The organism is Neogemmobacter tilapiae (assembly GCF_014652215.1).
Lineage (GTDB): Bacteria > Pseudomonadota > Alphaproteobacteria > Rhodobacterales > Rhodobacteraceae > Neogemmobacter > Neogemmobacter tilapiae.
The window spans coordinates 417,013-429,808 of record NZ_BMYJ01000001.1 but is presented as its reverse complement, the minus strand read 5'-3'; the positions used below and the strand labels follow the sequence as shown (position 1 = coordinate 429,808).

Sequence of the window (12,796 nt, the reverse complement as noted above, 5' to 3'; positions counted from 1 at the left end):
CGCGCCTGATGCTGAATTTCTGCGGTCCGTGTGGCCAAGCATCCGGCTAACGCCAGTCTTCTGGATTTAGGACATATGCGCTCTTCCAAGTCACGCTCGCGTTCCAAACCGAACCGCCCGCGCAATATCGGCAACATCATCAACCGTGTGTTCGACAGCTCCGGCCCCGAGGGCAAGGTGCGCGGCACGCCGCAGCAGATTATCGAAAAGTACCAGCTTTTGGCCCGCGACGCCCAATTGTCGAACGACCGGGTGGCGGCTGAAAATTTCCAGCAACACGCGGAACATTACACGCGGATGCTCAGCGAAGCGCAGCGCGAACTGGCGGCCGAGCAGGAGGCCCGCGCCGCCCAGCAGGGCCAGCAGCAGCAACGCCAGAATGGTGACCGTTTCGAACGGCGCGAAGATCGTGGCGACTACCGGCCTTATAACCGCGACAATGACAGCGAAGAACAGCCGCCGATGGCCGCGTTCGAGGCGGAACCCGCCGCTTTCCGCATGGCCGAGGATGAGGCCGGTCTGGTTGAAACTCCCGAAGCCCGGCCCGTGCAGGCCGAACGCCAGGATCGGGGCGATCGGAATGATCGTTCGCAAGACCGTGGCAACCGGAATGAGCGGAATCGGAACGATGGCCATCGCAATGAGGGTCAGCGGAATGATAACAACCGGGGCGAAGGCGGCGACCGCCGCCCGCCGCGCGAACCCCGCCCGCCACGGCCTGAACGGGTCGAGGAAGCACCGACTTTGCCGCTTGAAGGCGGTGAGACCGCCGCCCCTGTGGTGGCCGATGCGCCCAAAGCCGACCGTCCCCGCCGCGCGCCAAAGCCGCGCAAACCGGCGGAACCGAAAGCCGACGGCGGCGATGGCCCGCTTGAGGCCGCAGAATAAGAAAAGCCCCGGCATCGTCCGGGGCTTTTTCAAATGTTCAGGTTAGTCTGAAAACCGTCAGCCTTGCGCCACCGCGCGGGCCAAGGCGCAAAATTGTTCCAAGCTCACTTCCTCTGCCCGCTGCGTCGGCTGAATGCCCGACGCCAGCAGCCGGTCTTCCAGATCGGGGAACTGCCCCTTCAGCGACGACCGCAGCATCTTGCGCCGCTGGTTGAACGCCTGCGCCGTGATCCGTGACAGGATCGCCGCATCCGCCGGATAGCGCGGTTCCGCTAGGGCCTTCAGATGCACCACCGCCGAATGCACCTTGGGCGCGGGCACAAAAGCCTCGGGCGGCAAGGATAGCACGATTTTCGCATCCGCCCGCCACTGCGCCAACAGCGCCAGCCTGCCGTAGTGATCCGTCCGCGGCTGCGCCACGATCCGTTCCGCCACCTCGCGCTGGAACATCAGCGTCAGGCTTTGCCAAAACGGCGGCCAGCTGGGTGGCGTCAGCCAGCGGATCAACAGTTCCGTGCCCACATTATAGGGCAGGTTGGCCACGATCTTGACCGGCCCGATCAGATGATCCGCCAAAGGCAGGGCCAAGGCATCGCCGGACAAAACCTCTAACCGGCCGGGATAGGCCGCCGCGATTTCGGCCAGCGCGGGCAGGCAGCGGTCATCCTTTTCCACCGCCACCACCCGCCGCGCCCCTTCGGCCAAAAGGCCACGGGTCAGCCCACCGGGGCCGGGCCCGACCTCTAGCACGTCACAGCCTGTCAGATCGCCCGCCGAACGCGCGATGCGCGCCGTCAGGTTCAGATCCAGCAGAAAGTTCTGCCCCAATTGCTTTTTCGCCGAAAGCCCATGTTCGGCGATCACCGCACGCAGCGGGGGAAGGTTGTCAATCGTGGCCAAGGCGGTTCTTTCTTTGCGGGCACAGCGCCCCTGATGCCTCTTGCCAAATAGCGCGCCTGCGGCGCAAGCCTTCATCGCGCGTCGCGGCTCTGCCGCGGGCGCTCGGCCTTGCTTCCGGCAGGGAGATTTTCAAAGAAAAGAAGCCTAAAGTTCGATCTCGCCTTCACCCTCGGCGGCAATCTCGGCGGGCGTTTTCTTGCGGATCAGGATGTCCCCATTCGGCAGAACCTCGGGCGCACGATAGTTGCGGATATCCCCGATCATCCCCATCAGCTCCTGAATTTTCGGGGCCGCCTCATCCAGCGCCTTGGCCATATCGTCCAGTTCCGGCTCGATTTCCGACAAAAGCCCGCGCAACAGCAGCTTGGCCCCTTCCTCCAACAGGTCGGTGCCTTGGTCAATCTCACTGTCCTGCGCCCAAACAGGCGTCACAAACAGCATCAAGGAAAGGGCTAGCGCGTGTTTCATAGGGCCAATATAGGCCCGCTACAGGCTTAGGTCGAGAGTGACCGGAAAATGATCCGAGGCCGTCAGCAAAGCCTCGCGCAGTTCCGGCACTTTCCAGATCTTCGGGTCGTTGAACGGATGCCAGATCCGCCAATCGGCATCGCGTTTCACCAAATCGGGCGAGACCATGATGAAATCCAGCAGCGCCTCGAAATACTGCTTCTGCGGCGCGATGTAGAAACGCGCACTGGTGGGCGTGATCCCGACCTTGCTGGCCAGGGCCAGTTCGGCATGTGGGTCAAAAAGCTGTGGCGCAACACCACCATAGCCCATCACAATCTCTACGCCTGATTTGCCAAACATTTGTTCATATTCATCTAGGCCCGGACCATCGTTCAGATCACCCAGCACGATCAGACTGTCGCCCGCCAGCAAATGCATATCCACGCGCGCGCGCAGCCATTGGCATTCGGCAATCTGCTTGCGCCGGTTCAGCAGGGCAATCCGTTTCAGATCCGCTTTTCCGTTGGCCCCATGCGGCGCTTTCGATTTGGCATGAACCCCGATCAGCCGCAGTTCCCGACCCTTTGCGGTCGTCAGCAACAGTTCCAACGGCGGCTTGGAAAAGCGCGCCGGTTCCACCGGCTGTCCCGCCACATGCACCGCCCGGTGGATGCCGTCGAACCGGGGCAGGGCAGTGCTACCCTGTGGCAGGGGCCATTGCCCCTGCGGGTCATGTCGCGCTGTCAACCGGTCGGGATCATAAAGCAATGTGATCTCTTGTTCGGTTTCGCTGGGAAAACCCGTCACCGCCTTGCGCGCCCGCAAGCCCATCACCGCGGCGAACCGTTCCAGCGCCTTAACCGAAGACCGGTGGCGGCTGGTGTCCGGCGCCTCGATCACCATCACCGCATCAGCATCCATCGCGGTGAACACAATGCCCAGCGCCGCCAACTGGTCCGCTCGGCTGGTTTCATAGCGCGACGACAGCACATTGTCGGCCAGCAGATTGCCCCGGTCATCGAACAGCGCATTCATCCATTCGCAATTGTAGGTCGCAATGCGATACCGCTCAGGCATCGCTGGTCGCCGCCGCAATCGTGGCCCAAGCCGCGTTGATCGCGATCAACCGCTTCGCCGCCAGCTTTAGCCCTTCGGGGGGCACGCCCCGCGCCATCAGCACGTCGGGGTGATTGTCCCGCACCATCGCTTTCCAGGCCGCCCGCGCGTCGGCCCGGCTGGAATCCTCGGGGATGCCCAAAACGGTGAACGGGTCCGCCTCCACATCCGGCACATGCCGTGCCTGTATCGCCCGCAGCGTGCGCCCGTCGATCTGCAAGATCTGTGCCACCTCGGCCAAAAAATGCTCTTCGTGCGGATGATGCTGCCCATCGGCCATCGAGATGTAGAACAACCCTTCTAGCAGGTCGGTCAGGATATGGCTGTCGCCATCGAACATCCGCCTAATCTTGCGGGCATAGGCGTCAAACCCGGCCACATCCTGCCGCGCCAGATCAAAGACCCGCGCCGCGTTTTGTTCTTCACCCGCCGGAATGCTGAACACTTCACGAAAGGCCATCACCTCGTTCCGCGTCACCAGACCATCGGCCTTGGCGATCTTGGCCCCCAAAGCGATCACCGCAATGGTAAAGGCCACAGAACGTTCAGGCGGGGTCGGATGCGCGAACAGCCGGTCAAAAACCACCGAAAGCGGTTCACCGGCGGTCAGCGCCGACAGGGCGTCCGTGATGCGGGTCCAAAGTGACATGGGCGGGAACATAGCGGGCTGGGGCAGGGCTGTCAGGTCAGGATTTTCTGCATCAGGATCAAATCCCACCATTTGTCGAACTTGTGACCGACTTCGGGGATGCGGGCGACCAGATTGAAACCCAAGGCGCTGTGAAAAGCCACGCCATCCGGGTTGCCCGAACTGACCCCTGCCAAAAGACTGTGAACCCCCGCCGCGCGGCCATGCTGGCAAAGCCCCTCGATCAGGCCACGACCCAAGCCCCGCCCGCGCGCCTCGGTCCCCAGAATAATGGTATGTTCCATGCTGAAACGATAGCCATTGCCATTGCGGAAGGGACCATAGGTGGCAAAGCCACCCACTTGCCCCCCGATTTCGGCCACCAGAAAGGCGTGGCCCTCGCGGCGTTTTGTCTCCAACATCTGCTGCAAATCGTCGGGGGTTTTCAGGAGCGAGGCGAAAGTGACCATCGTGTCACGGATCAATGGATTCCAGATCGCCAGCAGCGCGGGAATATCATCGGGCCGGGCCGGTCGGATCATGCCATCGTCCTTTCGCCATGGGGCGTGGCAAATGTGGCATGTATTGCCGGTGCGGGGCCAGTCACGATCTTGATCCGCGTGTCATGGATCAGCGGCTTCAGGCCGATCTTCAGCGCCTCGGCCTGTGGATGAACCAACTCCATCTGCCGCAGGCGGATGCCCTGATCCGGCAGGCGCTGGCTTGGATGGGCCGCGCCCTGCCAAGCGATCAGCGCCGGGAAAAGCCCATCAAATGGCAAGATACCATCGATGGGCACGGCCATCTGCCAGCGCAGATCGCCCCGCGCCAGATCCATCGGCTGACCGCTGCCGTCAGGGCAAAGGCGCAAGGCGTCGGCCATATCGGCGCAAGCCACCACCCAATTGGTCAGCCGCGGCTTCCCCTCGAACCGGTCCAGATCAAACCAGCGCGCCCGTCCGGGATCCGAGGCCTCTGGATCAATCGCAATCACTTCCAGATATAAATCACCCAAAGATAACAATCTGTTGTGCGTCGACATGGCGGCATGTTTGCCGCCCGCCGCCAGCGCCACCCCAAGGCATTCTTCCACCCAGGCGGTGCCTTCTTGCAGTGTTTGGGCCGAAACGGCCAGATGATCCAGCCGCAGTAAGGTCAATCCAGGCTCACCGTCGTCTTGGCGCGCAGGGCCAGCGACAGCGCGTTGAACCGCGCCTCAGCCACCTCGCCGAACAGCCCGACCCCTGTTTCTGTCAGCACCAGCTTCAGTTCACGCTTTTTCGCGTTCCATTGCAATTTGCCCGCCGTTTCCGGATGGGCAATCGAAAACATCGCCCCGAAACGCATCGCTTTGCCCAAGACTTCCGCTTCGCGAATTTCCTCATCATTCAGCAGACGGAACAGGTTTTCCATCCGGCTCCCCGCCCGACTGTTCTTATAGCGATGCAGCAGGGCCAGCCCCAGAAACACCCGCCCCGGATGGTCCAAGCCCCCTAGGTTTGCCCGCGTTGCATTGTCGAAACAGGCCTCCGCCCGGTAATCGGGATGCGCCCGCCAAGTGGTGTCATGCAGCAGGCAGGCCGCCTTGATCAGACGCACCTTTTCCTTGCTGGCCCCCTCGAACAAAGGCTCGATGAAGGCATAAAGCTTTTTCCCGAACCCCGGTATCCGCGCCTGCACCGCCTCGGTCGCGCGGCAAGCCTCAATCAGCGGATCCCGCGCCCGCAACCGTTCCGGCATCTGCTCGTAAAGCATCCCCTCGCGGATGCCATAAGCCGATACATCAATCTCGCTGGGCTTCAAGACCCGCACCAATTCCCGCAGAACCTCGCAGGCAAGCGGCACCAGATCCATCCGTTCCGCCGAAGTGCCCGTCCGCGCCCGCAGAACCCCCAGATCGCTGGCCAACGCCCATTCCACCGTATCCAACACCGATTCCGGCGTCATCCGGTATTCATGCAGCACCGTCAGCGGATAGTTCCGCCGTTCCATATCCAGCCGCGCGATGACCCGCCAGGAACCGCCCACCAGATAGATGCGCTCACCTTCCGATTTCATTTCCGCTTGGGCAGATTTCAAAACCTTTGCAATATGTTCCTGCCGTTTCTTGATGCCGCCTTCCACCTGTTGCAGCCGGAAAGGCCCCAGCGGCGTCGAAACCCGCCGCGTCACCTTGCCATCCCCGATCCGCGCCAGTTCCATCGAGTTGCCGCCGATGTCGCAGACAATCCCCTTGGCATCCGGCCAGCCCAAGAGCACGCCCTGCGCCGAAAGCCGCGCCTCCTCGTCCCCGTCGATCACATTCAGCCTGAGGCCGGTTTCCGCCAGCACCTGTTCGGCAAAGGCCGGCCCATCCGATGCCTCCCGAACCGCCGCCGTCGCCACCACCGTCATTGGCTGAATATCCATCCCCTCGGCCAGCAAAGCGAAACGCTTCAGCGCCGAAAGCGCCCGCTCCTTGCCCCGCGGGTTCAGAAAGCCGGTTTCCGCCAGATTCTGGCCCAGACCCGCCATAATCTTTTCGTTGTAGAAATAGGCCGGGCTGCGCGCCGCCCCGTCAAAAACCACCATCCGGACCGAGTTGGAGCCGACATCCACCACCCCCACCCGCGACAGGGCCCGCGCGGATGGGTCTTCGAACAGGGGTTTGCCAAACAGCCCCACATCATCGCCAAAAGCATCGGTCTGGTCGCTGGAATGGGCCATAATCGATTCCTTCTCTGTCTGGCATCGCCGCTAAACTGCCTGCACAGCGCGGTTTTTGCAAACAGAAGGATCAGGCCTTCCGCGCCGCCTGCACCCAGATCAGCGCCAGAATCACCGATGCAATGCCATTCCAGGACGCCATCGAAAGCCCCATCATCGACCAAGCCACCTCATCACAGCGCACCAGCGGCGCCGCCATGATCTGGTTCAGCAGATCGCCCGACGAAACACCCTCCACCCCGCCCGAGGTGCAGGTGTCCGGGCCTTCCCACCATTTGCGCTCCACCCCCGTATGGTAAAGCCCGACCCCCGCCGTCGCCAGCGCCGCCAAAGCCCCCAGCAAGGGCACGATCCGCCCCGGCAGCGCAAAGGCCAAAGCCCCCAGCACAATCGCCGCCCCATGCGGCCAGCGCTGCCAAAGGCACAGTTTGCAGGGCGCAAGGCCGCCGATGTACTGAAAGGCAAAGGCCCCACCCAGCAGCAGCGCCGAACCGGCAGCGGCCAGCAAAACAAGGTTGTTGCGCGTCATTCTGTCCCCATCGATTTTCGCTGATCAGGACCATGTCCCGCCCCCCAACGCAAGCGGCTTGAAATCACATCTCGTTGCGCGGAACCGGGGTTACGGCTGCGGGTTCCTTTGCTAATCTGACGCAAAGCGGGGGATCAAGCGATGCAATGGCGTGGACGGCGGGGCAGCAGCAATATCGAGGATCGTCGCAGGGTTTCCGGCGGGGCCGCCGGGGGCATTGGCGGCGTGGGCGTGATCGCCGTTCTGCTGATCGGCTGGTTTCTGGGCGTGGATGTGACGCCCCTTTTGAACGACCCCAACGCGCTTGGCGGCGGCGGTGCGCCCACTGAATTGACCCAGGCGGATCAGGCCGAGGGGGAATTCGTTTCGGTTACCCTTGCCGATACCGAAGAAATCTGGGGCAGCGTCTTTGCTGACCAGCTGGGTCGTCAATATCGTGAACCCACCCTTGTCCTCTACAAAGGCGTCACCCAATCCCCTTGCGGCGGGGCCAGCGGGGCCACGGGCCCGTTCTATTGCCCCGGCGACAAGAAGATTTACCTCGACACCGCCTTCTTCACCACCATGCACAACCGCTTGGGCGCAAAGGGTGATTTCGCCGCCGCCTATGTTGTGGCGCATGAGGTGGCCCACCATGTCCAGAACGAACTCGGCATCCTTGGCCAAGCCAACGACATGCGCGCCCGCGTCAGCGAACGCCAGTCGAACGACATCTCTGTCCGCATCGAATTGCAGGCCGATTGCCTGTCCGGCATCTGGGCCCGCATGGCCCAAGCCAAACTTGGCACCGTTGAGGCGGGCGATGTCGAAGAGGCGGTGAATGCCGCCCATCAGATCGGCGACGACACTCTGCAAAAGAATGCAGGTCAGGTTCCCATGCCGCATACCTTCACCCACGGCACCTCGGCCCAACGCGCCAATTGGTTCATCCGCGGCTACAAATCGGGTGATCTGGACCAATGCGACACTTTCAACGCCAACCGCCTGTAATCGCTGTTGACCTTCGCTTTGCCCCAAGCTAGAGGGCAGGGGCGTTGCCCGAGTGGCGGAATGGTAGACGCAGGGGATTCAAAATCCCCCGCCGCAAGGTGTGCTGGTTCGAGTCCAGTCTCGGGTACCAAATTTTCCGGATCATCCCCGCATATTTACAATATTATGCAGGGATTGATCCCATTCGCATTCAATTCAATTTCACAAATGGGCGGATGTGACCATCTTGCCCGATGGGCGACAGTATAGCTGCAACGCAGCTAAATTTCTGGTCATCCTCTTTGATTTTTCCGCTCTCATTCGATAACACGCGAAAGCGCTAAATCACTTTAACGTGGCGCGATAGTTTCACGTTGTTCCGATCGCGGGAGTTTTGATGTCATTGTCGTTAAGCATTTCGAAATGGACGGTATCTTCGGTCATCAGGCCAACGCTCCTGATGGGCGCTTTTGCCCTTTGGAATGGGCTGGTGTGATATGGCGACGCTGACTGGCAGCAATACAGGCAACGACTCTCTGACGGGTGGCGCTGCGAATGACGTCATTTATGGTGGCACTGCCACCGGCAGCGGCGGCGGCAATGACACACTTTCAGGCAATGGCGGCGACGATTCGATTTTCGGCGGCACCGGCAACGATCTTCTCTTTGGCGGTATTGGCAATGACACCCTGTTGGGGGGCAACGATACCGACAGCCTTTATGGCGGAAATGATGCCGACAGCCTTTCCGGCGGCAATGGTCAAGACCTCCTATCGGGGGGGCTTGGCAATGACACATTGTCCGGGGGCGATGGCAACGATTCGGGCTCGGGCGATGATGGTGCGGATTCCATTGCCGGGGATGCAGGCAACGACACATTGCTTGGCGGCAATGATGCCGACCAGATTTACGGCGGGGACGACGCCGACAGCCTGACCGGCGAGGCGGGCAACGACTCCCTTTTCGGTGGCGATGGTGCCGATACCCTTTCGGGTGATCCGGGCGACGACACGCTGGACGGCGGCACTGGAACAGATTCGCTGTTTGGCGGCGCGGGACAGGACAGTCTTTCCGGCAACGACGGCAATGACACGATCGAGGGCGGCGGGGGCAACGACACCCTTTATGGCGGCAATGACGACGACAGCCTGCGGGGCGACAGCGCGCTGCCGTCCAACATGTTCCATAACGGCAGTTTCGAAATCGGCGGGCCGGGGGCTGGCGGGCAAAACGACAACACAATCGTCAGTGGCTGGAACACCACCTCGGGCTTTGTCGAGGGCTGGGGCTCGGGCTTCAAAGGGATCAATGCCACCGACGGCAACAGCTATATTGAACTCGATCGCTTTGCGACGGATGTCGATGCGATCTGGCAGAACATCAAGACCGAGGCCGGGCAAACCTATACGCTGACCATCGACGCCCGCCAGCGCGTGGTCGACCAGCCCAACGGGGCCGACAGCTTTGAGGTGGTGGTGAATGGCGTCGTGATCGCCACGATCACCCCTGCCAATACTTTTACCACCTACAGCTTTACCGTCACAGGGACAGGCGGATTTGACCGCATCGAATTTCGGGAACTGTCCAGTCAGAACAACTCCTTGGGCCTGCTTCTCGACAATGTCGTGATGGTTCAGGCGGACGGGGCCGACAACCTTTTCGGTGGCGATGGCCGCGACACCCTTGCCGGTGGTATCGGCAACGACACCTTGTCCGGCGATGCGGGCAACGATTCACTCTTGGGTGAGGCGGGCAACGACTCCCTCTCTGGCGGCAATGACCTTGATACGCTGTCAGGGGGCGAAGGCGACGATACCCTGTCGGGCGGCGATCACGCCGACAGTCTTTCGGGCGGCAATGGCAATGACTCGCTTTTGGGCGATGCGGGCAATGACACCCTTGACGGCGGCGAGGGCAATGACCGGCTGTTCGGCGGCGGCGATGGCGACAGCCTGACAGGGGCCAACGGCAACGACACGCTGGATGGCGGCGAAGGCAACGACCTGTTGTTCGGCGGCAATGACCGCGACAGCCTGATCGGCAGCAACGGGCTGGACACGCTGGACGGCGGCGACGGCAATGATCTGCTCTATGGTGGTAATGATGCCGACAGCCTGACGGGGGCCAACGGCGACGACAGCCTCTATGGCGGTGATGGTGCCGACACGCTTTCGGGCGATGCTGACAATGACCGCCTCTACGGTGGCAATGACGCCGACAGCCTGTCGGGCGACAATGGCAACGACAACCTCTATGGGGGCGAAGGGGCCGATACGCTTTCGGGCGGCAATGACAATGACATGATGCTCGGCGCCGATGGCAATGACAGTATCGTGGGGGGCAACGGCGACGACTCGGCGGCGGGCGAAGCCGGGAATGACAGCCTGTATGGCGGCGATGGCCGTGACCGGATGGACGGCGGCAACGACAATGACCTGCTGACCGGCGGTGATGGGGTTGACAGTCTTTTCGGCGACAATGGCGACGACACGATTGGCGGCGACGCCGGGAACGACAGTCTGTATGGCGGCGAAGGCAACGATCAGCTTTCCGGCGGGATTGACGACGACAGCCTTTATGGCGGCGAGGGTCACGATACCCTGACGGGTGAGCTTGGCAATGACGTGCTGGCGGCCGGCGAGGGGAACGACAGCCTTTTTGGCGGCAATGGCATCGACTCTCTTTACGGAGGCGAAGATCAGGATACGCTTTATGGCGGCGATGCTGGCGACGAGCTTGACGGTTGGACCGGATCCGACAGTCTTTTCGGCGACAATGGCGACGATTGGCTGCACGGTGCCGAGGGCAACGACACACTGTTTGGTGGCACCGGCAACGATCTGCTTTACGGCGGCAATGATCAGGATAGTCTTTTTGGCGATGACGGCGACGACACGCTGGACGGCGGCTCTGGCAATGACACTTTGGCTGGTGGCATTGGGCAGGACAGCCTGTTCGGCAGCAGCGGAAACGACATTGTTCTGGGCGAAGAGGGCAATGACAGCCTCGAGGGTGATGACGGTATAGACAGCCTTTATGGCGGCAACGGGCTGGACACGATCTACGGCGGCAATGATGGCGACAGCTTGTTTGGCGGCAATGGGGCCGACAGCTTGCTGGGCGACAATGGCGATGACACGTTGTTTGGCGAGAACGGCGCCGACCGATTGTTCGGCGGCAATGGCAATGACCAGCTCTTTGGCGGCGACGACAATGACAGACTGTCAGGCAACGCTGGCGACGACAGTCTTTCCGGCGACAACGGCGATGATACCCTGTTTGGAGATCAGGGTGCCGACACACTGATTGGCGGTCAGGGCAACGATCAGCTTTCTGGTGGCAACGACGGTGACAGTCTGTCAGGCGGTGATGGCGGTGACACCCTGACGGGCGACGCGGGTTCAGACATTCTCTTTGGCGGCAACGGGACCGACAGCCTTTATGGTGGCGATGGCGACGACACGCTGAACGGCGATGTGGGCAATGACCGGCTCTTCGGCGGCGAGGGGAATGACTCGCTGTTTGGGGGGAATGATCAGGATAGCCTTTCGGGCGGCAATGGTCAGGACACGTTGTTCGGGGGCAACGGCCAGGACACGCTTTCGGGCGGGGCGGGGGACGACAGCCTGTTCGGCGGCGAAGGCAATGACAGCATCGAGGGCGATGCCGGGAACGACAGTTTCACCACCGATGCCGGGCAGGACAGCCTTTACGGCGGCTTGGGCAACGACACGTTCTCGGTCGCGGCGGGCAGTTTCGGGCCGGGGGCGGACAATGACGTCATCGTCGGCGGCGAAGATCCCGGCAATGGCGACATCGACGTTCTGGACCTGACGGCCTATGGCAAGTCTTACACCGATGTCATCTTTGTTCCCGGTGACCCCGAGGCGGGGACGGTCATCTTCTACGACCTGCCCGAAGGCAACCCGCTGCGGCAGGAAATCGGGCGGATTCAGTTCTCGCAGATTGAGAACATCATCCCCTGCTTTACCGCCGGTTCGCGGATCGTGACCCTGCAAGGGGCGATGGCGGTGGAGGCGGTGAAACCGGGCGATCGGGTGCTGACGCGGGATCATGGCTGGCAGGCGGTGCGTTGGGTGGGCCAGCGGCATCTGAGCCAGGCGCAGCTGCGGACGGCCCCCGATCTGGCACCGGTCGCCTTGGCGGCCGGATCGCTGGGGGCGCAGGTGCCGCTGCGCGACACGATGGTGTCGCCGCAGCACCGGATGCTGATCGCCGATGCGGGGGCAGAGCTGCTGTTTGGCGAGCATGAGGTGCTGGTGGCGGCGCTGCATCTGCTGGGCCAGCCGGGGATTGCGCAGGTGGTGCCGGCCGAAGGGGTGACCTATGTCCATATCCTGTTCGACGGGCATGAGATCGTGCATGTCGACGGGGCCTGGTCGGAAAGCTTCCAACCCGCGGCACGGATGATCTCGGCGATGGACCAGATGGCGCGGGCGGAAATCCTGGCACTGTTCCCCGAACTGGCCGACCGCGAACAGGCCTTCGAGGCCGCCCGGATGACCCTGAAAGCCCATGAGGTGCGGGTCCTCATGGCCCCAAACAAGCGGATCGCCGCTGAATGAAAAAGGCGGCTGAAAAGCCGCCCT

General features: G+C 62.0%; 11 protein-coding genes and 1 tRNA gene. 4 read left to right on the top strand and 8 right to left on the bottom strand.

What is annotated here, in order from left to right; all coding sequences use genetic code 11:
* The first annotated feature begins 75 nt into the window (after positions 1-75).
* The gene (locus tag IE095_RS02140) at positions 76-888 is read left to right on the top strand and encodes a DUF4167 domain-containing protein (protein ID WP_189409894.1); all 813 of its coding nucleotides are present in this window, start codon (positions 76-78) and stop codon (positions 886-888) included.
* 57 nt (positions 889-945) lie between these two features.
* On the opposite strand, the gene rsmA is transcribed toward IE095_RS02140, so the two are convergent.
* From rsmA to IE095_RS02100, 8 genes are all read right to left on the bottom strand, one after another.
* The gene (gene rsmA / locus IE095_RS02135; protein WP_189409892.1) at positions 946-1,788 is read right to left on the bottom strand and encodes a 16S rRNA (adenine(1518)-N(6)/adenine(1519)-N(6))-dimethyltransferase RsmA; all 843 of its coding nucleotides are present in this window, start codon (positions 1,786-1,788) and stop codon (positions 946-948) included.
* A 144-nt stretch (positions 1,789-1,932) separates the two neighbouring features.
* Complete coding sequence (locus tag IE095_RS02130; RefSeq protein ID WP_189409891.1) at positions 1,933-2,256, bottom strand: AAA+ family ATPase; 324 nt, start codon at positions 2,254-2,256, stop codon at positions 1,933-1,935.
* A gap of 18 nt (positions 2,257-2,274) precedes the next feature.
* On the bottom strand, positions 2,275-3,315 hold the full coding sequence (locus IE095_RS02125; protein ID WP_189409889.1) for an endonuclease/exonuclease/phosphatase family protein: 1,041 nt from the start codon (positions 3,313-3,315) through the stop codon (positions 2,275-2,277).
* Complete coding sequence (locus tag IE095_RS02120; RefSeq protein ID WP_189409888.1) at positions 3,308-4,003, bottom strand: tellurite resistance TerB family protein; 696 nt, start codon at positions 4,001-4,003, stop codon at positions 3,308-3,310. Before IE095_RS02120 ends, IE095_RS02125 begins: the two co-directional genes overlap by 8 nt.
* A gap of 32 nt (positions 4,004-4,035) precedes the next feature.
* Positions 4,036-4,524: a GNAT family N-acetyltransferase gene (locus IE095_RS02115; protein ID WP_189409886.1), complete on the bottom strand. Its 489-nt coding sequence runs from the start codon at positions 4,522-4,524 to the stop codon at positions 4,036-4,038.
* Positions 4,521-5,141 (bottom strand): VOC family protein, encoded by a 621-nt coding sequence (locus IE095_RS02110; protein WP_308428861.1) that lies wholly within the window; start codon positions 5,139-5,141, stop codon positions 4,521-4,523. The genes IE095_RS02115 and IE095_RS02110 overlap by 4 nt, the downstream gene beginning before the upstream one ends.
* Positions 5,138-6,688, bottom strand: coding sequence for a Ppx/GppA family phosphatase (locus IE095_RS02105; RefSeq protein ID WP_189409884.1), 1,551 nt, complete (start codon positions 6,686-6,688; stop codon positions 5,138-5,140). The genes IE095_RS02110 and IE095_RS02105 overlap by 4 nt, the downstream gene beginning before the upstream one ends.
* Before the next feature lie 70 nt (positions 6,689-6,758).
* Entirely contained in the window at positions 6,759-7,217 is a 459-nt protein-coding gene (locus tag IE095_RS02100; RefSeq protein ID WP_189409883.1) for a disulfide bond formation protein B, read from the bottom strand.
* A 141-nt stretch (positions 7,218-7,358) separates the two neighbouring features.
* On the opposite strand from IE095_RS02100, the gene ypfJ reads away from it, so the two are divergent.
* From ypfJ to IE095_RS18675, 3 genes are all read left to right on the top strand, one after another.
* A complete protein-coding gene (gene ypfJ / locus IE095_RS02095; RefSeq protein ID WP_189409881.1) occupies positions 7,359-8,207 on the top strand; it encodes a KPN_02809 family neutral zinc metallopeptidase in 849 nt (282 codons plus the stop codon).
* 46 nt (positions 8,208-8,253) lie between these two features.
* Positions 8,254-8,337: transfer RNA gene (locus IE095_RS02090), tRNA-Leu, on the top strand.
* A gap of 346 nt (positions 8,338-8,683) precedes the next feature.
* Positions 8,684-12,772, top strand: a complete 4,089-nt coding sequence (locus IE095_RS18675) for a Hint domain-containing protein (RefSeq protein ID WP_189409879.1) — start codon at positions 8,684-8,686, stop codon at positions 12,770-12,772.
* Positions 12,773-12,796 lie beyond the last annotated feature (24 nt).

What these genes read in the sequence shown, in the direction of transcription:
- IE095_RS02140 (WP_189409894.1), top strand. Translation starts at nt 76, where the DNA reads ATGCGCTCTTCCAAGTCACGCTCGCGTTCCAAACCGAACCGCCCGCGC.
- IE095_RS02130 (WP_189409891.1), bottom strand. Translation starts at nt 2,256, where the DNA reads ATGAAACACGCGCTAGCCCTTTCCTTGATGCTGTTTGTGACGCCTGTT.
- IE095_RS02125 (WP_189409889.1), bottom strand. Translation starts at nt 3,315, where the DNA reads ATGCCTGAGCGGTATCGCATTGCGACCTACAATTGCGAATGGATGAAT.
- IE095_RS02120 (WP_189409888.1), bottom strand. Translation starts at nt 4,003, where the DNA reads ATGTCACTTTGGACCCGCATCACGGACGCCCTGTCGGCGCTGACCGCC.
- IE095_RS02115 (WP_189409886.1), bottom strand. Translation starts at nt 4,524, where the DNA reads ATGATCCGACCGGCCCGGCCCGATGATATTCCCGCGCTGCTGGCGATC.
- IE095_RS02105 (WP_189409884.1), bottom strand. Translation starts at nt 6,688, where the DNA reads ATGGCCCATTCCAGCGACCAGACCGATGCTTTTGGCGATGATGTGGGG.
- IE095_RS02100 (WP_189409883.1), bottom strand. Translation starts at nt 7,217, where the DNA reads ATGACGCGCAACAACCTTGTTTTGCTGGCCGCTGCCGGTTCGGCGCTG.
- ypfJ (WP_189409881.1), top strand. Translation starts at nt 7,359, where the DNA reads ATGCAATGGCGTGGACGGCGGGGCAGCAGCAATATCGAGGATCGTCGC.
- IE095_RS18675 (WP_189409879.1), top strand. Translation starts at nt 8,684, where the DNA reads ATGGCGACGCTGACTGGCAGCAATACAGGCAACGACTCTCTGACGGGT.